This is a genomic window from Citrobacter telavivensis (assembly GCA_009363175.1).
Lineage (GTDB): Bacteria > Pseudomonadota > Gammaproteobacteria > Enterobacterales > Enterobacteriaceae > Citrobacter_A > Citrobacter_A telavivensis.
In genome coordinates, this window is sequence record CP045204.1 from 31,293 (window position 1) to 56,404 (window position 25,112).

The following is a 25,112-nucleotide window of genomic DNA, read 5'->3' on the forward strand; positions in this document are numbered from 1 at the left end:
GGATTAGTTGAGATAGACAACGGCACCATCGGGAATGCCGGCAGGCGCGCTGAGTCCCGATGCGGTGCCGGAAAGCCAGACCAGCTGACCGTTGCGGCGCGTGCCAATCAGCGCTGAGCCGCGGCTGCGGTCGCGCAGGGCATCGACGAGCCCGGGCTGCTCGGGCATCCATACCCACAGGCGTCCCTGGACGAGACGGTGCTGAATACGGGGATCGGGGGTGAACGGCAGCGCGAGCAGGGAGAGGGCCAGCGTCCCGTCCCCCGGATTTCTGTTGTAACGGTAGTCGTTGATCCGGTTCGCCAGCATCAGCATCTGGGTGGCATACAGCTGGCCACTCTGCTGCTGCCAGGCGGTACGGGCTGTCTGGCGCTCTTCCAGCTGGATATCACCAATGATGGTCAGAAAGGCCATACAGATGGCCAGAAGGAGCCAGCCCATTACGGTTCGTCCGGTGTGTCGGTGACGGACACCAGGCACTGCATTCGCGAGGCTTTCGCATAGAGCGGCTTACTGGCGGTGTGGTACAGGTCGAAGACCTGGGTCAGCATGGACTCAAAGCTGCCGTGGAAGGTCAGCGGCGCATCAAGACGATAGTCGGTCACGGAAGCGGGCCAGATAACCGTCCATTTTGTCCCGTCAGCGGTTTCGCACCGGGTCTCGCCTGCCCACTGCATCAGCGTTCTGCGCAGAGTGGTGCCGGGCTGTGCCCGCCAGACTTTCCCACCGGTGTCGCTGACCGGGACCGGTGTGCCGGTCAGTACGGGCGCGGCAGGCCGGGACGGGACGGACGGGGTGACAGAGGCGGCCTGTGCCTGTCGCTGACTTGTCGACACTGGTGTGGCGGCCGGATGGCTCTCTGTTTTTTCCGTGGCCGAAGCGGCCGGCACTGTGGCACTTACGCTGCTGAACGGATTACGCGGTGCTGCCGGCGTCGCTGGTTTATCTGCTGGCTGCACGCGTGCAGCAGCCTGCTGGCCCGGACGGCGCAGTGTGACGGTCTGCGTTGTCCAGTTGAGGTCCCCGTGCAGGGACTGCTCTGCCAGTAACCGGTTCAGTACCCGCGTCCACTGATCGTTGGTGTAGACCGAGACGATGCGGGTATTAAGCGCTGTACGCAGGGCATTCTCATACTCCAGCTTCCAGCCGGACGGCATGATCCGCCGCACCCACTGCTCAAGCGTGAGGTTCCGGGCAGGAGAAAGCGACAGGACGGCAACCGTACCCGGCGTGCCGGTGACGGAAAGCGCCGGTAATGCCGGCTGGCTGCCGGGCGTTAATGGCTGGGCAGACGACGCGGTGGCCGCCGGAGTCTCGGTTTTCGCGAGTGATGGCGACGGCAGCGGGACTGAATTGCCTGCCGGAACAGCAGCTGGTGCGGACTTTTGCACCCCCACCACAGGTGCGCTGGCAGGGCGTGGAGGTGCCAGTCTGCGCTGGGTCTGCGCAATAATGTCCGCGCTTTCACTGATCTGACCATCAACAAACACCAGGGCCGGCATCTGCGCGCCGGTCTCCCTGGCCATAAAATCGGTGCACCCTGCCAGCAAAGGGGAGAGCAGCAGGGGGAGGGTGATTTTTTTCATAGGACACCATCAGTACGGGGTTTATGCAGTGGGGTGAACATCTATACGGGGAAAAGCACAGTCTGCCGTCATCCCCTCGCTGCGGATCCGGACCATTTCACCTTCCTGCACCACCAGTGTTTTTTGCAGGGAGAATGACCGGACGGACGGCAAATCAATCCTGGCGTCAGGATTGCTGCCCGGCGTGAAGGTCTTTATCTGCGGTGGGCAGGTATGCTGAACGCGCAGAGTTAATGCCTGCTGCCCAGCGTCTGTCTGAGTGACGGCCACCGTGATGACGGTGCCGGACTCCACATGGTCGCGTATTTCCTGTGTTTTCCTGTTGTTCCTCGAGACGGTTTCACGGGTGTAAGGTACCGACCGGGTACTGCGCAGGGTTGTCACCTCCCCGGTACGGGCATTGACCGGGAGAACGATGTTGTCCCCGGCTGGATCATGTGACGACGCGGGAACCACCGTGGCAGTGAGGAGAGGTGTGCTCTCAGTGAAGGACGAATGCGCCACGGCGCAACCGCTCAGCAGCAGGGAGAGAAGGACGGATATCAGTGTTTTCATAGCAGGAACTCCGGGGGCAACGAAAGACTAAAAGGAAATGTGAGCCTGAAAGGTGCCCGGTCAGTCCAGGGAGGTAACCTGAACCAGCAGGGTGGAGGGGCAATCATTATTACTGGCCTGAATACGAAGCGGGGACGCAGGATGAACGCCGGTGACCAGCGTTTTTTTCGTTTTCGGTATCACGGGAGACGGCATGCGCACCGTTCCGCTGTCAGCGACGCTGAAATCAGTGAACTTCAGGCAGAACTCCGACAGCGTCACATCCAGCGTGTGCCCTTTTGGACTCCGGTCACGGGATTCGATCACCAGGTTTACGGCACTGGCCCTGCTGCTACCGGCAGACGGCTTAACGTCATCGTCCAGGGATGAAAGCGTAAGATAGGCCCGTCTGTCGTCCGGGAGTCCCAGCTTCCAGGTTTCAGGTACGCTGAAGTCAGGTGCAGTGGTACCGTCCCGCTGCGTTTTCAGCGGCCAGACCGTGATTTCCAGCTGTGTGATATGCCGGGTAGCGTCAGGCCGGTTACTGCCGGTACAGCCACTCAGCAGCAGAAGTAACGGCAGAAGCAGGGCGGCAGGACCTTGTTTCATGGCTTTGCTCCATGCAGGGGGGAATGAATGTATGGGGTGATCAGCACGACCTGCAGCGTGTTCTCCTCCAGTGCGCGTCCGGCCAGTACGGTCTGACCGGGTTGCATACTGACGAACTGACGAATGCTGACGCTGTGCTGTGGATCCTGCATATGCAAATCCAGCATAAGGCTCAGTGGGCCTTCGGTGTGCTTAAACCCCGGACGCAGAACCAGTCCCATACTGCTGCAGTTCCGTGTAGAGCCTGATGTGTCGGAACAATCGCGGTACAGGAGAGGGAGCGCTGTCATATTGGGTGTGACCGAGCTATTGCTGTACTTAATCACCGCAAGGCTACTGGCTGCCAGGCGGTGATAAATGGCTTTACCGTCACCCTGCAGTACGGCGATATCCTTTCCGGCGTGCCATTCCGGAAGCAGGGTTTTCCAGCTCACGTCCGGGGATTTTTTTACCTCAACCACCATGGTTTGCAGCGTGACGGTGTCGGTATCTGCCGGGATTTTCCTGGTGGCGCTGTCGGGCGGGGTTCCTCCTGTCGGGACAGTGGACGGTGAGGTGTCGGGCATGGTGTAGTGGCAGCCGGTTAACGCCGCGGCCAGGGCAAGAGCGGCGACGGAAAGAGATTTTCTCATGGGTAACCTTTACGGTGAGGACCGGATTAATGCGTGGAAAGACCTGCTGCATGCAGAACAGTGCAGGGTTGGTTTTTTACCCCGGATGATGGGGGGGGTGAATAACTAACGGGAAAACAGATCGTCAAAAAATGACGTTTTGTCCGGGCGACAGATGTTATTTCGGCTGACTTTGATCTTCAGTTCCAACAGATGCGCTGTGGCATCCTCCAGTGCACTGGTCGCGTGAGCATAGTCGGCAAGGGGAACGATTTCAGTTCGGCTATCCGGGCTGCAGTTCAGCGTCACAGCAGTGTCGTTTCTGCTGACCAGAATACAGTCTTTCTGGTAATGAAGGCCCTGACTTACCTCAGGTGATGACATCATGACGGCTTCGTTAACGACCGCTTTTTTATCCGGCTCCAGATGAAGGGTATAGCTGGTCAGCAGTATACCCAGTACGGTAACGACTGAATTCACAGCGATGACGAATAACCACGGTTTTTTACCGGTTCTGAAAGTGGAAGCGTCATCTAACAATAAATCTATTATTGAATATACGAAGACAATTAACAGAACACAAAAACCGACAGCCGGTAAAAAATACGTAGAAAACGCACTCTCCGGCTCACAGGTTATTACGGGTTCAGACATGGCAGAGAAGGCCGGCAGTATAAGCAACAGCCATGGGAGCTTTTCATTCATAATATTCCTTGGGGGAGTAAACACGCTGGAAAAAAACGTGGGAGGATGGCGGTTTTTTTCACCAGACGTCACTCCTTTTGTACGGCACGCAAACTATCTGGCCGGAGTGATGGCAAAGAGACGGCGGCGGCGGTTCAGAACATCTTCTGATGCTGACTGGCAGTCAGCGCAGGTCTGCACACCAGGGAGCGCTTCCCGGCGTCTTTCAGGGATGGGGGCATAGCAAGATACACAGTGTGTGGCTGACGGGCGCAGCGGGGCACTGTAGTTCTGCTGGCGCAGACTGGCCAGAAACATCATTTCCTCGTTCGCACGATCGCAAATATCAGGCATGGTTTCTCCTGTATCTGGTTTAGCGGTAAAGAATACGCCCGCATCATGTGCGGGCCGGGAGTGCTGCTACTGCTGCTCTGTGGCTGTGACACACAGAAAAATACCTTCCGTGCCGGTTATCCGTACTTTTGTGCCGGCGGGATAATCACTGTCGGCTTTAACAAACCAGACACTGTCACCTATTCGGGTCTGCCCTGTGCCGTTGATTAATCCATTATCCAGTGTCAGTACCATGCCCTTCATCAGCGCAAGACGGTCATTGAGTGGCGGCCTTCCGTCAGTGTGCTGTCCGAGGTAAATCATTTTTTTGATGCGACGCAGGCAGGCCATCAGAATGGCCACGGCGGCAAAAAAGAGCCACTGCCAGGTGACTGAGAGCGGTAATATCTGCACCAGTCCGGTAGTGGCCAGCGCGGCCAGACTCAGACAGAGCAGCCATCCCGTTCCGGTTATGATTTCGAAAGCCAGACAAAGACCCGCCACCATCAACCATATCTGCCAGGGGGAGAGACCGCTAAGCCATGCCATATCAGGCTTTCCCAGCGTTCAGAGTGCTGACCAGCTCCCCGATGCCGGCAATGGAGCCCATAACACTTGAGGCATCCAGCGGCATCATCACGACCTTACTGCTGGATGAGGCGCCGATCTGCTGAAGAGCTTCGGTGTATTTCTGGGCGACAAAGTAGTTAACGGCCTGGATATCGCCGGAGGCAATCGCCTCAGACACCATCTGTGTGGCACGCGCTTCGGCCTCAGCCGAACGTTCACGGGCTTCCGCCTGCAGGAACGCAGACTGACGCTCCCCTTCGGCCTGGAGGATCTGCGACTGTTTTTCGCCTTCTGCGCGCAGGATTTGTGCCTGACGAACGCCTTCGGCTTCCAGAATACTGGCGCGTTTGGTGCGCTCGGCTTTCATCTGGGCATTCATGGCGTCAATAAGCTCTTTGGGAGGCTGGATATCGCGGATTTCAATGCGGGTTACCTTCACGCCCCAGGGGCTGGTCGCATGGTCAACGGCGCTCAGCAGGCGGGAGTTGATGGAGTCACGCTGTGAGAGCATTTCATCAAGCTCCATGGCGCCCAGTACGGTGCGGATATTGGTCATCACCAGATTGGCAATGGCATTACTGAGATTGCTGACTTCGTAGGCGGCCTGCGCGGCGTCAGTGATTTGCACGAAACAGACGGCATCAATGGCGACATTGGCGTTATCGCGAGAAATGATTTCCTGAGACGGAATGTCCAGTACCTGCTCCATCATGTTCATTTTACGGCCGATCCGGTCCATGAAAGGCACGATGAAATTGAGGCCGGGTTTCATGGTATGGGTGTAGCGGCCAAAACGCTCCACGGTCCACTCGAACCCCTGCGGCACGATTTTGACAGCCGAGGACACAAAGACGAAAGCGACAAACACACAGATGCCTGCCGGCAGCAGGCTGGAAATCAGTTCATACATGGGGAAACTCCGGAGGTGTAAGAAATAAAAATCAGGCAGAACGCCGGTAACTGTCTGGTTTCCAGATATCGCGGTGATCCGGAACCCATTCATTCTCGGGCAGGGCATTTGTGCCGACGTGGAGTGTACGTATCCACGTGGAACGGTCGAGCTGGTCCTCTCGCGCGGAAATGACGATAAACCGGGCATCGTAAAACGCTTCTTCCACACGATCGTTGTTGCCCCGGGTCTGGTGCATGAGCAACTGGAACGTCACGGGCCTACACATCACGCCGGTCGGAAGAAAGGCGTCCGTGGTGGCCGTCAGTTGGAGAAGGTGGTTACGGCGGCCTTCCCTTCGTTGAAGGATTTCCGTCATGATTTCTTCAGGCCAGCGGCATATTCCGGTACGCCAGCCTTTTTTCAGCAGCGAGCTGATGGCCATGCGAAAACGGAACAAATCGCAGTCATCCGCGCGGGAGGAAAACATCAGCAGGGTGTTAAGTGTTCCCTCGATGGAGATGTCCCTGTCCTTTTCAAGCAGACTGCGCAGCGTGGCAAAATCGTCCCCCATTCCCCTGAATGACGGCATGAGGCGGGCGTTATCCAGCCAGCTGGCGATAAATTTACGGCGGGCGGTTTCGGAACGGAATGCTTCAGTTTTACTGGCGGTCCGCAGTGCCACCAGAATGCACCACAGAAGGTGCGTCAGCGGGTTTTCTGTTGATGTCATGACGTGAATCGCCTCATTCTTTATCAGTATCCGGAATGGCGTCTGCACATTCAGCTCCGGCTATGGCGAATGAAAGTCGTGCACAGACTTAACCGGCCAGGAAGGAACAGAGGGTGTTCAACGGGCAGGACCGGCACAGACGCCATTCCGGATACGGTAAAAAAATCCCCGCCTGGGCAGCGGGGAAAACACACAAAAAATGATACAGGACGGATTTAAAAACCGTGCTTGCCAGAGTGATAGACCAGGTCCATAAGCATGGCCGAACGGGAAAGCGGCATGGGGTCATTTTCCATATTCACCATAAAGTTGTACTGCGCTCTGGTTAGCCAGATGGCGGAGGCTGCTTCGAGTTCGGCTTTTGCCAGAGTATGTGAATCAGGTTCCGGGAAGTACTTCATGAGGCGTTCAACAACGCCAGAATCCACAGGTTTTATCTGACGCCCAAAAGCCACAAAATCGGAGAATGCCGAGTGCATCCGGATATTGGTGATATTGTGATGCTCGAAATTTGCCTTAAGAAAAAAATAACCCGGGAATACAGTGGTAATACGCTTCCGGTAGCCATTAATCTTGTCGGAACGTTTAATGGTCTTCACCGTCAGCGGCGTCCATGGCGTTATTTTTTGCTCATGGAGCCAGCCGAACAAATTCTCCCGGTTTTTGCCACCGGTAATATACTGCGCAAGGTACCACTGGCGGTCATTTAATATTTGCATACTCTCTGACGCTCCGCGCGGAATCGATCCCCGTAGGGACAATTCTGTATTAGAGGAGTCGAATACACTCAGACATAAAAACGAAACAGTCTTATAGCCAGACACTTAAGTCGGACTGCTGCATTTCAGACGCGGTTATGGCTCAGTATATTCTTGTGATGAATTTGAAAAGGTTTTAGGCCGGACTCACTTTTCAAACTCGGCTGGAATATTGTTCAAAACCGGAAGTGCTGTAAAGAAAAAAATGAGATAAATCTGAAAAAACCGCACATGCGTGCGGTTTTCATGCTTATTATTTAGTCACTTTTTCGAGGATATGAATATGTGTGCGTAGCAAGAAAACCGCTCGCAAAGATTCGTGACCATCTACGTTGAGGGCTTTGGTGCTTTCACGAAGATGGGAGCGTACTGTATTTGGTGAAATATGGTGAATGTCAGCAATTACTTCATAAGTACAACCTAAAGAGTAAAGTGCTGAAACTTCAATCTGCATTTTTGTTAATTCAGGAAACAAGTTGCGTAATACATTAAGATTATAGGCCTTGGTCATATTTACCTCTATGCAAATCAATAGGTTAAGTTAGTGAATTGCATACCCGTTAATGGGGTAATGCCCCATTGTGGTTCGGTTTTTTAGGTGGGATGTTTAGAGCTAAAGGTAAATTATCCAAAATAAAATTGGATGCAGCTCTATATTGACCAAGATGAAATGGTGGCAAGCCTTTGAAAGTAAGGATATTTACGGGGAATGAAACGAGAAGGTAGGTCATGAAGAAGATAACCTCTAGGTAATTTACAAAGGTTGCTTCCGCCAAAGTTCCTACACTCTGGCGATAGCCCAGACGGGGGTAGGAATACCGGTCACCTAGAACCCGGCCAGCCCAAAGGCTGCCCCGCCTGAGCTACCATTGATTGGAGCAAAGTTCATGCAATGAATACATGACCATTTAATGGCGCTTTATGACGTTGGTTGCTGCTTACATTTGATTTATTCGGAAATATGAGCAGCTTACCAGGTGAATACGGGTTCCTACGCCCGACCACAGGACTTACTGTGGCGATGGAAGGGTACTTAGTAACGGTCATGTAGTCAAGTTTGGGGAAGTAGCTACAGACATCCATCAACGTAACTGATTCTGGTGGTAGCCCAGGCAGAGGGGGAAATACCGGTTACGTGTACCCGGCCAGCCTTTCGGTTGCCCTACCTGAGCCACCATTGTTGGGAAGATGAGGGCTGGCAAATAAAAAACACGCTTAAGCGTGTTTTTTTACACGTAACTGACAATCGGGTTTCCACTCCCGGTTGAAGAATTTGCTTCAACATTAGCAGGTTACTGATTAACGTTAAGGCAGTCAAGTTGGGTGCCCGACTATCCAGTCTTAGTGGTACAGAACGATTTAGTTTAAGGGCTAGCTTTAACAGAAAGATAAGTTAATAGGCGATGTAAACATGAAGTACCAAAAGGAAAGTAGACGTTAAGTAGACTAGGAAAAGTTCATTTGTGATCTTATACTCCAGCAATACCTTGATATGTTGTTAGTGAGGCGAGGAGGGCGTAATGATAAGAACGGTACATTGCTCCCGTGTTGCCGGTGTTTCAGAGCTTAAAGCTAACCCGGAAAAACTGGTGGCTTCCACGGCAGGTGAACCACTCGCGATCCTGAGTTATAACAAGCCGGTTTTTTATTGTGTCCCGTTGGATCTGTTTGAGCGGATGAAGTCGGCACTGGAGGCACAGGAAGCGAAAACGGGCGTATGATCCTCTGCAAACCGGGATCCTTTGAGTTGATCCTTTCATATGGTGGTGATAGAGTCAGCGGAAATATATTTAGTAACATTCTGAATTTTATGGTTGCCACGCCGTAAGGTGGCCGGTCTGGATAAGTCGCATTGACGAATTTCAGATACAAAAAACCCCGTTAATCCTTCAATAACCTTGGCCGGATACGAAGATTAACGGGGCCTCCCTTAGTCCAACGGGTAGTGTTGTACCTGTTGGGGAGTATAACTCGTGCGCAAAAAAAGGCAAGACCTGTTGAGCATACTCCACCTGTACAACATAAGTGCAGGGGGTAGTGTCTGAGAGACCCCAGTCAGTTCACTGGAGTGAGCTGAGCCCTGAAGAGCAAATCCGCTACTGGCAGGGGGTGGATGACGGCAGTATTGATTCTTTCCTGGTTTCACCGGAGAAGAAACAAACCCGGCGTCGTCGTGGCGATCACTCCACAAAACCAAAATGCGAGAGTCCTGCATGGTTCCGTCCTGCGCATTACAAAGCGCTGGGTGGCCAGCTCGGCTATGCCTACAATCGTCTTGTCAAAAAAGACAAAGAGACGGGGCAGATCAGTCTTCGCATGCACATCTCCCGTCACCCGTTTTACATAAAACACCGTGAAAAGGCAGGGCGCAGGTATGCGTTCCGTCCGGAAAAGCGTCGTCTGCTTGATGCTCTCATGCCACTGGCCATCAGTTTCTGCGATGCCGGTAAACACACCACTGTGATATGCGTTTCCAGGCTGGCCAGAGAGCTCAGTCCGAAGGATGGCAGGGGAAAGGTCATTCCTGAAATGGAAGTGACCGTATCCCGGCTGTCACGTCTTATAAACGAGCAGGTGCAGTTTGGTGTTTTCGGCGTTGCCGAGAAAACCTGGGATCGTGAAAGTAAATCCTGGCTTCCTAAATACATCTACATCACCGATACCGGCTTCAGGATTCTGGGTGTTGACATGCAGAAGCTGCACGAACAGCAACAGAGGAAGCTGAAAGAGAGTGAAGAGCGCCGCGCGCTCATCCGGGAAGGTATTCTTGGTGAGGATGAAGAGATCTCCGTTCATGCGGCCAGAAAACGCTGGTATGAACAGAAATCCCTTGAGGCACTGCGCTACCGCCGTCAGCAGGCCGCAGCCCGCAAGCGGGCTAACCGCCTGGAGAAACTGCCCCGCGACCAGCAGATTGAGGATATCTCCGGCTGGCTGCTGAAGACCATGCCAGCGGAAGAAGCATATTACTGTTCAGATGAACGGCTCCAGAAGCTGGCCATTCAGCATTTGTACCAGCTGAAGCTGGCGCTTGAGGAGCCACCTCCCTGGTAGAAAGCCCGTAATCCATCCCTGATAACCTTCAGCCCCTCCGGGGCTTTTTGTGCTGGTTACGTTCCGCCGGAAATGCCCTTTCCCGGCCTCATTCCCCCGTTCCTGCCGGTGATGGCCATATTCTGTGACGGCCGACGTCCGTTCCGGAAGTGTTATCCACATAAATCCGCAAACGAATAACGTTAACTTTCAGCAAATGAAAAACGTGAAACCTGCATAATCTTCTTAAACACCGTTATTAATCCCCTGCATTCTTACGCTGCAGGGAAATCTTTTATCCCTGCAACTTCTGTGAACAAAACAAAAATGCCTTCGCTCGCAGCGGCCAGACGGCCGCGCCGCTCAGAATCAAAGGTACCTCCCGTCACAACGTGACGGGCCCCGATCCGAAAACTAGTTACAACATTCTCTTTGATTTTCCGAAAACCAAGCGCAGACACTTCAGCTTCAGTGTGGAACCCACCACTAAAAAGCGCCGCCGCCCCGGCCGAAGGCCGGGAACAACATCGCTTTTAATGATGGATGTTGTAACTAGTTTCTTCGCCGCTGCCAGTTCTGTTGCTGCATGGTCAGTGCTATTTCCCCCGTAAGCGGCTAACGCCGCTAACTCGCAGTACCACTCAACAGCCCTCCAGGCTGTTTCGCTAACTGCGCCCCCCCGTGGGGGAAATGAAACACCATCATGGCGTTAAGCGGATTATGGCCTGGCAGGGAGGGGGATGGGATAGGCGTTAACTATCAGGCAAGTTTCCGGCTGACGCCGGGCTCCGGCGGCCAGCCCTCTGTGCTGTATGTAACCTCATCATACCGCCTTACATGCCGCTTCGCGGCATCTGGGGGAAGGCTGCGCGCTGCTCGCCTTCCTCAACCCCGGACGTCAGCTCATGTTACCGGCTTCGCCGGGCGCTCCGGCGGGATAACCCCCGGTGAAAACCCGGTCAACCTTTCCGCCGGCATGTGCCTGATGGCACATCCGTAAGCCCGCATTTCCTGGCCTGTCATGAATGTATTTTTAGTGTAAAAACCTTATATAACATTCAGTTAAAAACATAATCGCGCTATAATTAACCAAGTACTGATACCTGTAAGATGAGGTTCCTCATGAGCGATTCCGGGCAACCGTCCGTACCTGAAAAGATGACAAAGAAAGAACGGAAAAAACTCGCACTCAGCCTGGCGCTGAAAAAAGTCTGTACCCGCTGGCCGGAGCTGTGGCCGGGATGGAAAAAAAGGGAGTTCCGGCCAATCGCCCACGGCATCAGCCAACTGATGCACGACCAGCTTAAAGCTGACCCGGTTCCTGACCTGACCCATAACGAAGTCGCCCGGGTTATGTTTTATGTGACGGGAAGCCTGAGTTACCTGGAGCAGATTAAAGCAGGCGCTTACCGCTACGGCCTCGACGGTCAGCCTGTCCAGGAAGTGACGGCAGAGGATGAGAAGTACTCACGTCTGCGCATTAAGGAAATACATCAGCGTATCAAGGCCAGCGCCGCCAGAAAAGCCACAGAGCAGGATACTTCTGAAGAGACTAATTCACCGTGATAGCAACCACCACACTGACGTCCAGGTCCGGCCGCATGGCCTGTGTGCCCTGGTCGCGCTCCATATCGCACGCCAGGATGGCGTGGTATCCGGCGAGTCCCAGGAAAGCCTGTTTCTGACCCGCTGGCTGGCCACCGCACAGAAGCAGAAACGCTTTCCGCGTGAAGTGGCGCCGGACATCGAGTGGCTGCTGAAACAGGGACGCCTCTACGGCGTCAGGGCGAAGCTGGCCAGCAAACTGGAATACCTCTGGCACTCCTGTACGGGCGAGATTTCAGCGCAGAGCGATCTGTTCCGGCTGACCTACGCCATTGAAAACGCGAAAAGCATGCACTGGACTTACCGGTTGCTCAGTGATCGTGAGTGGAGTGGCCGCCATGCCGTTCCGGTGAACCCTGCGGTTAACTGTATTAGTCTGTCGAAGTCATCCCTCGATGCCGCGTTCGATGACGACGGCAGGCTGAAGGGCAACCTGATGGCCAGAATCACCGGCAATCTCCCCGGGCTTTCCGTCCTGCTCTCGCGTTGTGGCTGGGAGGCTATGGCGGCAGAAAATGTCGGCTCTGACCCCCTTTACCGTCTGTGTGTAACTACAGTCTGATTTTTAAGGAACATCATGTCACCTCTTATATCCGACCCTGTTAAGGCTCTGCAGGCTTGTGTGAACGTCCTGAAGGCCCGCGGGTATGACACTCAGAAACCAAGTTTGTTTCCGGCCAAGACGCGCCTGCGCGCAGATCCAGCCCTTCAACTGCCGGTCATTGTCGCAAGTACGTTGCTTGTAGAAAAACAAGCGCCCGGGCTGAATCACACGCTTGATGAGGAACTGAAGAAAGTATTTTCGGAAAAGCGCACGATGAAACATCGCCATCGCCGCAGGTAACTGTTATCTGAAAAAAAAGCCTGTCCGGACGAACAGGCTCTCAAGGAAAACAACGGATCGTTATTGTAATTCGGGTGGTGCCGGGTGCCTCCCGGTGACGTTACCCCAGCCAGTAACGACGCGTGCATACCTGCAGACTGCAGTTGACCGGAACGCCCATTCGCGCAGAAAGGATTCACCACGGCAATACGCTACTGCTGTAATAATCATGTTGTCAATAAAAGGCAGGTACATCATGAAAGAGGGAGCCATCAGCCGCCAGTCAGCAACAGTCAGTTGTGAATGTTCAAAAGTGTATAGGGATTGCTATACATAGCTCTTGTGTTATCCTTGTAAAGCAATTGCTATACAAGGAACACGCACATGAAATCAGATGTTCAGCTCAATCTTAGAGCCAAAGAATCTCAGCGGGCACTCATTGATGCTGCGGCAGAGATCCTTCATAAATCCCGTACAGACTTTATCCTGGAAATGGCATGTCAGGCGGCGGAGAATGTGATTCTCGACCGCCGCGTATTCAATTTTAACGATGAGCAGTATGCAGAGTTTATCGCTATGCTCGATGAACCGGTTGCGGATGACCCAGCCATCGATAAGCTGTTGGCAAGGAAACCTCAGTGGGACGTGTAACAGCACCAGAACCGCTATCCAGTTCACACCAGCTCGCAGAATTCGTCAGTGGCGAGAGTGTACTCGATGAATGGCTTAAACAGCGAGGGCTTAAGAATCAGGCTCTCGGGGCCGCCCGAACGTTCGTTGTCTGCAAATCCGGCACGAAGCAAGTCGCTGGCTTTTACTCTCTGGCCACTGGCAGCGTTAACCATACGGAATCCACAGGTAGTCTTCGGCGCAACATGCCGGACCCTATACCGGTCATCATACTTGCTCGTCTTGCAGTCGATGTTGCATTCCGTGGAAAAGGGATCGGCGCCGATCTGCTTCACGATGCGGTGCTGCGTTGTTATCGGGTTGCTGAGAATATCGGTGTACGTGCGATCATGGTTCACGCGCTTACTGAAGAAGCCAAAGGCTTTTATCTGTACCACGGCTTTAAGGCTTCAAATACACAGGAACGCACATTATTCCTGAAACTACCTTGATTTAACATAATGTTTCTTAAGTGCACTTTAACTTATTGTTATTAAAGGATAATTAATAGGTCAATAATGATGCCACTGGATAAATATGACGACTACCGCGCTCTGTGTTATGAGGCTCTGCAAAGTGACATGCCGGACGCAATTCAGGACATTTATGCGTTAATGCTTAAGTGCCGTTCTGAATACATGCTTAATTTTCAGCAACAGTTTCAGGGCTGGGTTCTGAATAAGTATCTTATGCCGGCAATACAATCCCCGAACAAACTGGATATTTTTCTCGCATGGGAAAGCCGGAATGCAGACTGGAAACATATCCTCCGTATGTCATTGCTTGGCGGCCGTGTGGGCTCTGTTGCCCGAACGCTGCGGATGTCTCTGTTAACTTTTGCTGAGCAGCACAGCAAGGCCGATCGCTGACGTCTTTGTTCACCGCAATACGAAGAGATATTTCGGGAATAAAAAAACCGGTCTGGTGACATCCCCGCGACCGGCTCAATAAACTGTCTGATGTTATGTACTCATCAGTGTGCAAATAATATACCAGTTTCGGTTACGGGTAACAATGTGGTTTTATTTTTGTGCGCTGTAGTAAACGTTTTACATACACACCAGTAACGGTGTGTTTCCTGCCGTGGAATGTCTGAGCACCTGGGAACGGGTAAAGTAAATCGGCCTGAACCGGAAAATAAACAGCACGCCGAGGTGAAATCGAACGTCACCACAGGTTAAGCGAGGATAAAAAAAACCATTCCTCACGGGGGGGAATGGTCAAAAAGTTGCGTCCTGATTCTTTGTATATCAGGGTACAGGGAGAATAGCTCCAGCTGTCGTGGTTAAAACGATAAATAAAAGGCTTAATGTGGTCCATTTTTGTTACGGAATTGTCAATCTGTGCTTTTACACGTTTTTCCGTCGAAGTTGGCCGGGCTCAGTGACTTGCCTGACCGCCCTTCTTCATTGTACGCCATCGCCACGGTTCAACCGGGGATGGGTCTGCCCACAGACCCGACCGGCTCTCCCGTGCCAGCCTCTCCAGTCCGACATATTCCGCTACCGATGCCCTGTCGTGATACCGGTAGGCCCAGGCCATACCAGTTTTCACCTGAACGGCATTAATGTCTGTTGTGTCTGACCAGATGGTTCCAAGCAGGCGGCCATAACGATCCTGGGTACTTCCAGAGACATGCACTGACTTGTCGGCCGTCAGTGCGGTCAGCGCCTGTCGGGAACGCTGGCCAAAGGGCTGACTCTTTTCCGGCGCATCGATGCCAGCCAGGCGAACACGCGTCAGTCGGTTTCCCGGCTCAAGAACCTCAACGGTATCCCCGTCCAGCACGCGCACCACATGGCCATGGATATCCGCGCTGGCAAACCAGGCTGCTGTAAACAGACACAGCGAGGAATACTTCGTAAATTTCAGCATCATCTCTGGTTCCGTTCTTCCTGATCAGTCAGCTGCAAAATCATCTTCTCCAACTGCGCGCGGGTTTCGCTGGTACCGTCAAAGTCCACTTTGACGTCACTGTCGGTTAGCGAATCAAGCAGCACCTCCAGCTGGCTGATCCGGTAGTGGATTTGGGCGAGGGTCATAACCATACGCCAGTGCATGCTGGAAAAACTGGTGAACGTCACATGACGGCGTTTAACCGTGGTCGTGTCAAAGTCATAGCACAGGGGCATAAGACGATTATCATCATAGAGGGTTTCTGCCGTTATGCCCCTGACATGTTGTGCCAGGTACGAATCCGGATCTTCCGGTCCCTGACCATTCATTTCCCGCAGCATGGCGTAGTACGGCGCCCACTCCACTTCTGAAGCGGCGCTCAGCATTAACAGCTGGGTATTTTCACCGCCCGTATACGCGGCCAGTATCTTCTTCATCTGTCGGCAGTATTCCCGCAGGGAAGGATCCCGGCCAAGAGAGGACCGCTCGTAAGCGGCACGGGCGTAAATAATGAAAAGCAACACTTCAGTATACATACGCCCCTTGTGTTCAATATTATTTATCAGCTCATCATTCCAGCATGCAAGCGACATTGCAGCCGGCATGGCCTGACGCAGATGAATCAGCAGCGGATCGGCTCTGTCGGTTACTTTTTCCCAGGCATGTTCCTTTTTCGGTCCCTCCTCCATTCCACTGGCCCGGTTCCAGTGAGTGAAAATCAGCTCGTATTCTTCTGCAAGCTGCTTATCCAGTTGCCCCTGACTGTGAGCCTGAAATGCGTGAGCTATCTGCCCGTTGATATGCCGGATCAGTGGTGACAGATCGGGAAACACATACTGGATTGGTGAAGGCCTGGGAACCGGAAGCAGCCTGATAAGGTTGCTCAGTTGGTTTTCAGTTATGTAGGGCCCTGAGAACTGACCGGAACCCGCGTCACGGAAACCAATAAAGGGCTTATGATTGTTATTCATGCCTGTGTACTCACTTTTTCTATTATCTGCAGGATATACTAGCTGTTTCACCAATTCCCGCCCAACATAAGTGGCCAGGATCAGACGTTAACCCCAGCCCAATTCTGACGGTTCCATACTGATTGTGGAGTCGCTGGACTTTTGTACAGATCGCCAGGGAAATTTCACCTGGCTGATCGGATTCGTGGCCGCCAGAATCACAATGGAATAAGGCCTGGTATGAGAGCCTTCCCCCACGTGTCATCGTCTCATCCATGCCATTCAGGATCCCTGGAATAAATGACAGTGTAAATACGGCTATCATTTCTTATTTAAGGTTGTAACGGATTCCCGAACTCGTTTAAATACCTTTCTCCAAAAATATAAGAGGCGTAGTCAGTTAAATGCCCGACATCACGATAGACTTGTATAGAATCGACATGGCTGATACAGGAGTTGTTTTTGCACTGTATTTTCTTTGGATCAATAATTATCAAAGAAGGATATTCTTCTTTAAGCATGTCAAAAAGCGTTGTCAGGTACTGACTTTCTTGTGCCTGAATGCGTCGGGAATCACAGGCTGTTTCTGAGAATGTCTTTCTCAGAATAGCTTCACGCTGTCGGCACTCCTGATAGCCCTTTGGCATGGGATATATTGTTTTAATAATGACAGGTCTTGCCCCGGATTCAATAATCTTTGAAATCGCAAGTTTTGCGGAACGGGTCATTCGTTCTTTTGTTAAAGCATCAGAACGGGCATCATCTTTTTTAGTAATAAGATGCGGTCCACGCGAATAATTCTGCCAGACTTCACCAATAATAACATAATCAAATTTATTATTTTTTATGATGTTGTAATACTCGGCCGTTTTGCTGTGGCAATACTCATAATTTTTATTCTTATATATCCACCAGTCATATTGCCATATTCCCGGCAGGGTCAGGCATGACGAAACACTCAGTGCATTAATTTTTATTCCGGCATCTTTCCCCAGTACATCGAAAAATCCCCAGAAATGATTGGAATTCGAGTCACCAATCACAAGCGCAGATTTATTACCTTCACGAGCGCCAAGGACACAGGTTTCCAGCGAATGATTCGTATCGATGCATTTTTTTCTGGTAACGGCCTTCCTTTCATAGTGCTGGATTGTTTTGAACTGATGTGAATATACAGAACCAAGACGCTCAGGAAAACCCTGTTGTTTTACTGCAACAGAATACAGGATACTGTAAAAAATTGCAGGTAAAGCTAAAAGCAGTGTCACAGTGAGTTTCAGACTATACCTGAATTTCCTCATTGGTTGTTCGATAAGATAATAACCAATCAGCGACAGTGTGATAATACTGCCGCAAATGTATATGAGGTTCAGACCGGTTAACTGGATGTTGACATAGCGACAGTATGCAAGAACCGGCCAGTGCCATAAATAAAGTGAATATGATATTTTTCCAGTGAATGAAAAAGGTTTTAAAGATAATAACCTGCTGATGAAGTTACTTTCTTGTTTTCCTGAGAAGATTAAAACGCATGTGCAGGCCACGACTATTAACGCATTGACATTTGGGTAAATATCAATCACATGCTCTTTTGTCGAAATGTAAATAATTCCGATAATCGCCAGGGTATTTAAAACTGTTGAAATACCCTTGTGAATATATTCCTTTCGACAGGTCAGTAAATATGTTGTACCGCCTGCACAGAATTCAAATACTCTTGTGCTCAGGAAATAATATGACTGCCCAGGTTCATTTTTTGCTATAAACAATGCTAATGCTGCGAATACAAAGGTAATGACAGACCATAATACTAAAATATAATTATCACTGATATTAACATTTTTAGTTGCCGGGACTCTTTTTTTAAGAGAAATGGTTATCGCGATGAACAAAGGAAGGAATATATACCATTGCCATTCAACGGCAAGCGACCATGTATGTAACAAAGGAAATATATCACTTTCAGGTGTTGCATATGCTACTGACTGACGCGAGAAATACTGATTGGCAATTAATAAGGTGTTATATTTTGCGCTTTTAAGATAGTCCAGATAATCCGGGGAAACAAAAAGAACACTTGAGACAAGTAACGTCACAATACAAACAAATATTAATGCAGGCTGTATGCGCCAGAGTCGACGAACAAAAAAATCTGAGTAACTGAAAGTACCTTCTCTGAGTGATGATAGAATAATGCCAGTTATCAGGTAACCGGATATAACAAAGAAAATATCAACACCGATAAATCCTGACGGGAAGTACCCGATGCCGAGGTGAAATAAAATCACAACAGTAACCGCAATAGCCCTGAGGCCATCAATATCCGTACGGTATTTTTTCTTAATTTGATTTAGGTTCATTTTTAATGGTGTGTTTGAATTTAAATGCCAACATATATAATAATATGAAATATATTAAAAAGCTATAATATCTAACATTATATGCTAAACTCTCTGTAAGTTAATTTACTTGCGTTTGTTTTTGTTCCATTAGATTACATGCACAGTTAGAGAGAAAACCGTGAGTCAGCGATTTTTCGTGCGCCACTTCCACGGTCCAACGGGAATCGGCAAAAGCAATACCAGAAATACTGGCCTGGATAAGACAGGCAACCGTAATAACTTTCACTGTGATCCCGGTTTTACGCATCCAGGTATTCTCAGTTCCTTTCATAGAATTCTCAAATATTATCAACAAGTTCATCAATCAGATGCCCGGCCAGGCTGATATTCAGGGCCGTACAATTTGTTTTCAGTACCTCCAGCATACCGCTGTGGCTGTATGTCACCCATCGCTCCAGTGCGCCATGATAGGCCCTAAATAACTGTTCGGAATAGTAGATCACTTTGAGGGAACTCAGCCCGAATTGTGCGATCTGATCAATCGCTGAATATCCCAAATCACCAACCGGACTGAGCGATGCCGATCATAGCACCAATTCCCCGTGACGAACGACGCCTGATGCAGAAAGCTATCCATAAAACGCGTGATAAAAATTATGCCCGCAGACTGACCGCCATGCTGATGTTGCACCGGGGCGAGCGCGTCAGTCATGTGGCCAGAACACTCTGCTGTGCCCGCTCATCGATTGGTCGCTGGATTAACTGGTTCACTCTGTCTGGTGCTGAAGGCCTGAAGTCATTACCGTCAGGACGTGGCAGGCGCTGGCCGTTCGAACATATTTGCGCATTGCTGCGTGAGCTTGTGAAGCATTCTCCCGGCGATTTCGGTTATCAGCGTTCCCGCTGGAGTACCGAACTGCTGGCGATAAAAATCCGTGATGTCACCGGTTGTCCGCTACATGCCTCAACCATCCGGAGATGGTTACCTGCTGCCGGGCTGGTATGGCGCAGAGCAGCGCCGACACTGCGTATCCGTGACCCACACAAAGAAGAAAAAATGGTCGCTATCCATGAAGCACTGGCGAAATGCAGTGCGGAAAATCCCGTGTTTTCCGAAGATGAAGTGGATATTCATCTCAACCCGAAAATCGGTGCTGACTGGCAGTTACGCGGGCAGCAAAAACGTGTTGTCACACCGGGCCAGAATGAAAAGTACTATCTTGCCGGTGCGCTGCACAGCGGTACGGGAAAAGTCAGCTACGTAGGTGGAAACAGTAAAGGTTCATCTTTATTTATCAGACTGTTAAAACATCTTAAGGCGACATACCGGCGGGCAAAAACGATTACGCTCATTGTCGATAACTACATTATCCACAAAAGCCGTGAAACGTTGCGCTGGCTGAAAGCAAACCAGAAGTTCAGGGTCATTTATCAGCCGGTTTACTCGCCATGGGTCAATCATGTCGAACGGTTGTGGCAGGCGCTTCATGAGACAATAACCCGAAATCACCAGTGCCGTTCAATGTGGCAACTGTTGAAAAAGGTTCATCACTTTATGGATACCGTCAGCCCATTCCCCGGTGGAAAACACGGGCTGGCTAAAGTGTAGCGGTATTAGGATCAGTTATTTAGAGGTGATGATGTTTAACTGTTGCTCTGCGCTGGTGAGTGCCGGTAATCCTGCCAGAATATCGTTCTCAATAGCGCGAAGGTACACAGGAGAGACGGCAAGGACAAACTGATCCTGGGGGCAGATCCGCATCAGTTCAGCCAGTGTCGGGCACCGTCCTGGTAAGGGAGGCTTCGCTGTAAGTCGGTGCCAGTGCTCGCCTGCCGCATACGGCAGGGCATGAAAGGTGCATTCATAGGGTACGGCAGGATCGGTAACATGACGGAGCCCCAGCCCTGCTGATACGGCCCATAACTCGACGGCTGCGTGACGATGAGCAACGCTCCTGGCGCGCTGCCAGTGCAGGCCTTTGTAGAGATCACCCGTGATGATTTGCCTGTCAGTTGCGCGAATCTGGTTTCTCCAGGCCTCTATTGCCTCAGCGGGTCCCTTCAGCTCGTAGGGAAAGGTATTCTCAGCCGCCGGCGCTGACTTGCTCCTGCTGCAGCTGACGATAAGATGAATGGTACCGGCCCCGCAGGACTGGCTCAGGGCTTTCCCGCCTGTTTGTCTCCCGCCCATACCACGTAGGTGGTCAGCTGTTTAACGGCGTCTTGTCCGACGTAGCCAGCCAGATAATTCAGCGCCGGTGTGGCATTTTCACGAGATAGCGGACTGTGGAATCCAAATCCATCCGTTGATAAGAGCCATTGCAGACGTTCAGTCCAGTTCTCGCCGGCTTTTCTGACAGGGGAAAAGACGAGGGCGACCAGCTGGTCACGTTTGCAGAACAGCTGTCGCCGCTCCAGTTCGTCCAGCAGGCTGTTCAGGTCGTGCCGGTCATATTCTTCCTGACTCATCAGAGGCCAGCGGATGCGGTGCATTTGCAGCTCCTGCGCCTGGCCGCCGGTGAACCCCGCACGTTCCAGCAGGTCGGCCAGCGCGGCTTCCGTGTCTTCCTCGTATGCGGCAGCCGAGAGCGGGAACGCCTCCGGACTCTCGCGCAGAACGCGCAGCAGGCGCGCCGGTGCCGGCAGGTCGCGGAGCGCCTCGCCGGGCATAATAACTGCCTGTCTGATCTCCTCATTCAGACCGGTGATCCCCTCCGCCTGCAGCGCGGCGTCCAGCTGGCGGTACCAGGTGTCCGTCAGGTCAGTTGTGGCGGTACCGGCGGGTTCGCCCTCTTCCGGCGTGTGGCTTTCATTGATCTGCATCCGGACAACAATGCCGGCATCATGGCAGGCCTGAAGCCAGGTGGCCACCTGCAGTGGATCGCCCGCCAGGCGCGTCAGCTGCCCGGCGGCGTTCCACAGTTGCAGGCAGGTGGTTCCGTCGAGACGGAGCACGTAATCGCCCCGGCACGCCATGTGCCAGGAACCATCCAGCTGTACCGGCCGATCGGCGCCCGGCGTACCGGCATCCTCCGCCGTTCCGGCCGGGACCAGCGGCAGAACACAGACGGCCGTCGCACGCTGTTCGGCCAGCATACGCTCCTGCTCGGTGGCCAGCAGCGGGGCCGCCAGTTCGCGGCCTGCCGCCGTCAGTTCGACGTGCAGATGCAGGTTCCGGGTACGCAGGGTACGAATCCAGCCCGCGTTCTCCATACGACGGCAGGAGTCGCGCAGATTGTTACCATAGACGGGGCGTTCACTGCCATTCGCCAGTATCTGCTCGATATCCCGTGTGGCGACGGGGCCGGGACATCGTTCAGCCAGCGCGGCCAGCACAATCAGAATTCTTCTCTGTAGCGGTGACGGGCGGCGGGCTTTGACCGTTGTCACGATACGCGGTCCTCTTTTCCGAAGATAAGGGCTTTCAGACGCTGCAGGTCGGCCTCAACACGCTCATTTCCTGTCACGCCCTGATAGCCGAGAATCGCCAGCCTGTGCCAGAAAAGCAGTACTTCAGAGGCTTTACTCAGCTCCCGGTTGTAAAAAATCCCGTCCCGGTTCAGGTCGCATTTTGATATTGCTTCCTCAGCTTCCCGGGTCAGTTGCTCATAGCTAAGTGAAAACACTGATTCTTTATCCATTTCATGTTCTCCGTATGATATTTTTGAATTCACAATTATCATATATGATATGATTTTAGAGTGATATGATATTAATAATATCAGGTATGATTTTTTATTGTATAAAATAAATCATTGCTCTTTTTTGCTTTATGGCGCTGACTGCGGGTTCCGCAAACCATAAAAAGCCCGGCGCGGGGGCCGGGCTTTACGTTCATGATACCGCTTCCCTGATGCTGTTCAGGTTCGGGCTGGCGCGGTGACCCGGGGAAAGGCGTCCGGCAGCTGCACGGCCGCCAGGTACGGGTGTAGATGACGGGCTTCCAGTGTTTCCCCGGGCATCAACGCGTCAGTCAGCCTGGCATGCAGGTCCTGGTTCAGGGTGAAGAATTCCGTCAGCAGCGCGTTATGCTCCGCTTTCAGTGCCATCAGTTGACGCTGATTGGACGCCAGCTCCAGCGGTGTGCCGGGGTCAGGATAGTAGATACCGGTGGTCAGGTGGCAGACCAGCCAGGGCACGGCATGAGAAAGCCAGCGTCTTCCGTCATCGAACGCGCCCGATGAGACGTCACCGGTATAGTGCTGCTCGCCCGCCATACCCGCCAGCGCCAGCAGCATTTCCCACGCTTCCCGGTTTTTGTCCATCAGACGGGGCCGGGGCTCTCCGCACCGGACGTACCCCAGCGAACCGCTGTTATCTGTCGACGTTTTAATGCTCACCTGCAGCGTTGCCGGCAATGGAGACCAGGCGGCATACATCAGCGCGTGGCCCGCTTCATGGGCGGCGGCAATGCGCCTGTCCGTATAGTGTACACTGCTGGCAGTCTGGCACGCGGTTGTGCCTTCCCGGACTTCCGTATCACCGGCGGGGTCATTGCCGGTAAGCAGGTTGCAGACAGCGTACACCATGCCACAACACACCATGATGACGACGACGGGGAACAACGGGTTTTCATCGCTGGACTGGCTGATTGTATCGGACAGCCCCCCGATAATGACGGGCAGCAACGCTAGCAGGGTACCGCCATACACGAAAGTGCGTATGAACGCGGCCAGACTTTGTGCCCGGCAGACACAGATCACCACAATTATTCCGCCAATGAACTGCGCGACGTCTGCGATATTTCCGACGTAAGAGGAGACGGGTGTAAACTCCAGTGTCAGCAGGAACCACCACACCAGGAAGAGTCCGCTGATCTCCAGAACGAAAGTCACCCGGGGCGGTAACGCCAGGCGGGATGGCAATGCACTGCCTGAATACGCTTTTTTATTCACATCCGGTCCTTATTGTTGTGTGAACGGCAAAGTCTGCACCCGTCAGGATGTCGGCCCTGAATACGTCAATCCTGCGGTTCTGCCGGCGGGGAATCTTCATAACTGGCCAGTTCCCGTCTCAGCTGAAGATAGTCCGCCGCGATGGCGGCCACCACGCCCGCGGTCATCCGGGCATCGGCAAGGGCTGAATGCGCCCGATCCTGCCAGGTGAGGCCGGCCTCACGGGCGGCACTGGCGAGCGAGATGGAGCCATAGCGGTTGGTGGCCCCGTAATAGCCGGCGGCCAGCTGCATCGCGCAGTGGACCGTGAGCCCGTCCAGCCACGGAGCCGGATCGCCATGTGCCGCCGCGGTCTGCTTCAGGATACGCAGGTCAAAAGGCGCATTAAAGATAATCAGCGGACGGGCGCCGATAATGTGCTGAAGCGGTGCGGCCACCTCCGGCCAGGACGGTTCGTCGCGGAGTGCCGGTGCCGTGATCCCGTGGACGGCACCGGCCTGCGGATCGATGTCGACCGTCGGGCGGAGGCGGGTTGCAAAAGCCACGCGACCGTCGGCCTCCGTCAGGCCGATTTCCAGCGCTTCGGCGTGGTAGCCGAGGCCGGTGGTCTCCGTGTCCAGGAACAACGGCGCCAGGCTCAGCCAGGTCCGGGCTTTCTGTGCCAGTCTGCCGCGGGGGCTGTTCAGGCGGGACAGCACGGCCAGACGCTGCCCGGCGCGCCGTTGCTTCTCCGTCGGCGGGCGTTTCTCCCGCATCGGGACGCAGTCAGCGATACGGTACACGCCATACTGGCCACCATAACTGCTTTTATACCATCTGACCGGCTCCACCCCGGGCGCCGGCTTCATCCGGAATTCATCGCGCAGGCGTCCCCGGGTAAAACACGCGTCTTCCGCAATGGCGGCGGCGCGCCGTGCGGCTAACTCATCCTTATCCATTTCTTCTCTCCGCCGTCTGGCATTGACTATTCCGGTACCGGTGATGTACTGCACTGGCGCAGATACCATTCGAAGATCGCGCAGGCGACGTCATCCGGATCGTCCTCTTCAAAATCCGCGCCGGTAAACGGCGAGTTATGCCACTGCCGTGAGTAGTCCGTCAGCGCCTGTTTCGCCTCATTCCAGACCAGCCGCTGGTAGCGGATCGGTTTGTCCGGGGCCCGCCGGTCCCAGCCAATCGCCAGCAGGCCGTAAGTGGCGTAGGTGATCTCCGGCAGCCGGCAGCGCGCATCGAGCCAGTCACGGCGGGTCGCCATCCACGCCTGAAAGTCCGGCTTTTCTTCTGCCGTCAGCACATCCTTTCTCCGCCAGGCCCGGATGGGGCCCGCGTGCTCCGGCGGGGGCAGGAACGTCGCGATGGCCTTGTCCGTCCAGAGTCGGGCTTTCAGTCCCTGCCGGCTGATCCAGTTCGCCTGCCATTGCTGGCTGCGCTCCTGCCGTTTTCGTTCTCCGTATTCCCGCCGTTCCCGTTCGTCATAGAGGTGCCAGCGGCCATTGTAGTAAGGCATTGCCCTGCCTCCTTCCGGTTGCAATACTGTGGGGCTGGCAGCGGTTCTGCGGCGCCCGGCGTTGACCGGCTCACGCGTCCCCCTG

Annotated in this window: 27 protein-coding genes and 3 pseudogenes; 9 read left to right on the forward strand and 21 right to left on the reverse strand. The window is 53.1% G+C overall.

Annotated elements, in window-relative coordinates; all coding sequences use genetic code 11:
- Positions 1 to 3 precede the first annotated feature (3 nt).
- The 12 genes from pilM to GBC03_01675 all read right to left on the reverse strand — a co-directional run bounded on the left by pilM (position 4) and on the right by GBC03_01675 (position 7,818).
- Positions 4 to 441: a type IV pilus biogenesis protein PilM gene (gene pilM, locus GBC03_01620; protein ID QFS68993.1), complete on the reverse strand. Its 438-nt coding sequence runs from the start codon at positions 439 to 441 to the stop codon at positions 4 to 6.
- The gene (locus GBC03_01625; GenBank protein QFS68994.1) at positions 441 to 1,586 is read right to left on the reverse strand and encodes a pili assembly chaperone; all 1,146 of its coding nucleotides are present in this window, start codon (positions 1,584 to 1,586) and stop codon (positions 441 to 443) included. The genes pilM and GBC03_01625 overlap by 1 nt, the downstream gene beginning before the upstream one ends.
- Before the next feature lie 21 nt (positions 1,587 to 1,607).
- Positions 1,608 to 2,141 carry a hypothetical protein gene (locus GBC03_01630; GenBank protein ID QFS68995.1) on the reverse strand — a complete coding sequence of 178 codons (534 nt, stop codon included), beginning with the start codon at positions 2,139 to 2,141 and terminating at the stop codon, positions 1,608 to 1,610.
- A gap of 60 nt (positions 2,142 to 2,201) precedes the next feature.
- Positions 2,202 to 2,729, reverse strand: a complete 528-nt coding sequence (locus GBC03_01635; GenBank protein ID QFS68996.1) for a hypothetical protein — start codon at positions 2,727 to 2,729, stop codon at positions 2,202 to 2,204.
- Complete coding sequence (locus GBC03_01640; protein ID QFS68997.1) at positions 2,726 to 3,361, reverse strand: hypothetical protein; 636 nt, start codon at positions 3,359 to 3,361, stop codon at positions 2,726 to 2,728. The genes GBC03_01635 and GBC03_01640 overlap by 4 nt, the downstream gene beginning before the upstream one ends.
- A gap of 105 nt (positions 3,362 to 3,466) precedes the next feature.
- Entirely contained in the window at positions 3,467 to 3,820 is a 354-nt protein-coding gene (locus GBC03_01645) for a hypothetical protein (GenBank protein QFS68998.1), read from the reverse strand.
- 318 nt (positions 3,821 to 4,138) lie between these two features.
- Positions 4,139 to 4,378: a TraR/DksA family transcriptional regulator gene (locus GBC03_01650; protein ID QFS68999.1), complete on the reverse strand. Its 240-nt coding sequence runs from the start codon at positions 4,376 to 4,378 to the stop codon at positions 4,139 to 4,141.
- Between the two features lie 66 nt (positions 4,379 to 4,444).
- A complete protein-coding gene (locus tag GBC03_01655) occupies positions 4,445 to 4,906 on the reverse strand; it encodes an NfeD family protein (protein ID QFS69000.1) in 462 nt (153 codons plus the stop codon).
- 1 nt (position 4,907) lies between these two features.
- Positions 4,908 to 5,837, reverse strand: coding sequence for an SPFH/Band 7/PHB domain protein (locus GBC03_01660; GenBank protein QFS69001.1), 930 nt, complete (start codon positions 5,835 to 5,837; stop codon positions 4,908 to 4,910).
- A 31-nt stretch (positions 5,838 to 5,868) separates the two neighbouring features.
- Positions 5,869 to 6,549, reverse strand: coding sequence for a hypothetical protein (locus GBC03_01665; GenBank protein ID QFS69002.1), 681 nt, complete (start codon positions 6,547 to 6,549; stop codon positions 5,869 to 5,871).
- Between the two features lie 215 nt (positions 6,550 to 6,764).
- Positions 6,765 to 7,268, reverse strand: a complete 504-nt coding sequence (locus GBC03_01670; protein ID QFS69003.1) for a transcription termination factor NusG — start codon at positions 7,266 to 7,268, stop codon at positions 6,765 to 6,767.
- Positions 7,269 to 7,560: 292 nt separating this feature from the next.
- A complete protein-coding gene (locus tag GBC03_01675; protein QFS69004.1) occupies positions 7,561 to 7,818 on the reverse strand; it encodes a hypothetical protein in 258 nt (85 codons plus the stop codon).
- A gap of 1,009 nt (positions 7,819 to 8,827) precedes the next feature.
- On the opposite strand from GBC03_01675, the gene GBC03_01680 reads away from it, so the two are divergent.
- From GBC03_01680 to GBC03_01715, 8 genes and pseudogenes are all read left to right on the forward strand, one after another.
- Positions 8,828 to 9,028: a hypothetical protein gene (locus tag GBC03_01680; GenBank protein QFS69005.1), complete on the forward strand. Its 201-nt coding sequence runs from the start codon at positions 8,828 to 8,830 to the stop codon at positions 9,026 to 9,028.
- Between the two features lie 316 nt (positions 9,029 to 9,344).
- Positions 9,345 to 10,361 carry a replication initiation protein gene (locus GBC03_01685; GenBank protein ID QFS69006.1) on the forward strand — a complete coding sequence of 339 codons (1,017 nt, stop codon included), beginning with the start codon at positions 9,345 to 9,347 and terminating at the stop codon, positions 10,359 to 10,361.
- A gap of 1,089 nt (positions 10,362 to 11,450) precedes the next feature.
- Positions 11,451 to 11,906, forward strand: a complete 456-nt coding sequence (locus tag GBC03_01690) for a hypothetical protein (protein QFS69007.1) — start codon at positions 11,451 to 11,453, stop codon at positions 11,904 to 11,906.
- A 35-nt stretch (positions 11,907 to 11,941) separates the two neighbouring features.
- A pseudogene (locus GBC03_01695) lies at positions 11,942 to 12,507 on the forward strand (DUF2913 family protein).
- Between the two features lie 15 nt (positions 12,508 to 12,522).
- Positions 12,523 to 12,789 carry a hypothetical protein gene (locus tag GBC03_01700; protein QFS69008.1) on the forward strand — a complete coding sequence of 89 codons (267 nt, stop codon included), beginning with the start codon at positions 12,523 to 12,525 and terminating at the stop codon, positions 12,787 to 12,789.
- 363 nt (positions 12,790 to 13,152) lie between these two features.
- Positions 13,153 to 13,419 carry a DUF1778 domain-containing protein gene (locus GBC03_01705; protein ID QFS69009.1) on the forward strand — a complete coding sequence of 89 codons (267 nt, stop codon included), beginning with the start codon at positions 13,153 to 13,155 and terminating at the stop codon, positions 13,417 to 13,419.
- Entirely contained in the window at positions 13,407 to 13,889 is a 483-nt protein-coding gene (locus tag GBC03_01710; protein ID QFS69010.1) for a GNAT family N-acetyltransferase, read from the forward strand. Before GBC03_01705 ends, GBC03_01710 begins: the two co-directional genes overlap by 13 nt.
- Before the next feature lie 66 nt (positions 13,890 to 13,955).
- Positions 13,956 to 14,306, forward strand: a complete 351-nt coding sequence (locus GBC03_01715; protein ID QFS69011.1) for a hypothetical protein — start codon at positions 13,956 to 13,958, stop codon at positions 14,304 to 14,306.
- A 511-nt stretch (positions 14,307 to 14,817) separates the two neighbouring features.
- Here the strand turns inward: GBC03_01715 and GBC03_01720 are convergent.
- The 4 genes and pseudogenes from GBC03_01720 to GBC03_01735 all read right to left on the reverse strand — a co-directional run bounded on the left by GBC03_01720 (position 14,818) and on the right by GBC03_01735 (position 18,956).
- Positions 14,818 to 15,312: a chromosome partitioning protein ParB gene (locus GBC03_01720; protein ID QFS69087.1), complete on the reverse strand. Its 495-nt coding sequence runs from the start codon at positions 15,310 to 15,312 to the stop codon at positions 14,818 to 14,820.
- Positions 15,313 to 15,971: 659 nt separating this feature from the next.
- Positions 15,972 to 16,166: pseudogene (locus GBC03_01725) on the reverse strand (hypothetical protein).
- A 449-nt stretch (positions 16,167 to 16,615) separates the two neighbouring features.
- A complete protein-coding gene (locus GBC03_01730; GenBank protein ID QFS69012.1) occupies positions 16,616 to 18,643 on the reverse strand; it encodes an acyltransferase family protein in 2,028 nt (675 codons plus the stop codon).
- Positions 18,644 to 18,743: 100 nt separating this feature from the next.
- Positions 18,744 to 18,956 (reverse strand): hypothetical protein, encoded by a 213-nt coding sequence (locus GBC03_01735; protein QFS69013.1) that lies wholly within the window; start codon positions 18,954 to 18,956, stop codon positions 18,744 to 18,746.
- 246 nt (positions 18,957 to 19,202) lie between these two features.
- On the opposite strand from GBC03_01735, the gene GBC03_01740 reads away from it, so the two are divergent.
- Entirely contained in the window at positions 19,203 to 20,234 is a 1,032-nt protein-coding gene (locus GBC03_01740; protein QFS69014.1) for an IS630-like element ISSpu2 family transposase, read from the forward strand.
- Between the two features lie 548 nt (positions 20,235 to 20,782).
- On the opposite strand, the gene GBC03_01745 is transcribed toward GBC03_01740, so the two are convergent.
- From GBC03_01745 to GBC03_01765, 5 genes and pseudogenes are all read right to left on the reverse strand, one after another.
- On the reverse strand, positions 20,783 to 22,015 hold the full coding sequence (locus GBC03_01745; protein ID QFS69015.1) for a hypothetical protein: 1,233 nt from the start codon (positions 22,013 to 22,015) through the stop codon (positions 20,783 to 20,785).
- Positions 22,012 to 22,266, reverse strand: coding sequence for a hypothetical protein (locus tag GBC03_01750; GenBank protein ID QFS69016.1), 255 nt, complete (start codon positions 22,264 to 22,266; stop codon positions 22,012 to 22,014). Before GBC03_01750 ends, GBC03_01745 begins: the two co-directional genes overlap by 4 nt.
- A gap of 219 nt (positions 22,267 to 22,485) precedes the next feature.
- A complete protein-coding gene (locus tag GBC03_01755) occupies positions 22,486 to 23,520 on the reverse strand; it encodes a hypothetical protein (protein ID QFS69017.1) in 1,035 nt (344 codons plus the stop codon).
- Positions 23,521 to 23,585: 65 nt separating this feature from the next.
- A complete protein-coding gene (locus GBC03_01760; GenBank protein QFS69018.1) occupies positions 23,586 to 24,458 on the reverse strand; it encodes a 3'-5' exonuclease in 873 nt (290 codons plus the stop codon).
- 287 nt (positions 24,459 to 24,745) lie between these two features.
- Positions 24,746 to 24,937: pseudogene (locus tag GBC03_01765) on the reverse strand (hypothetical protein).
- Positions 24,938 to 25,112 lie beyond the last annotated feature (175 nt).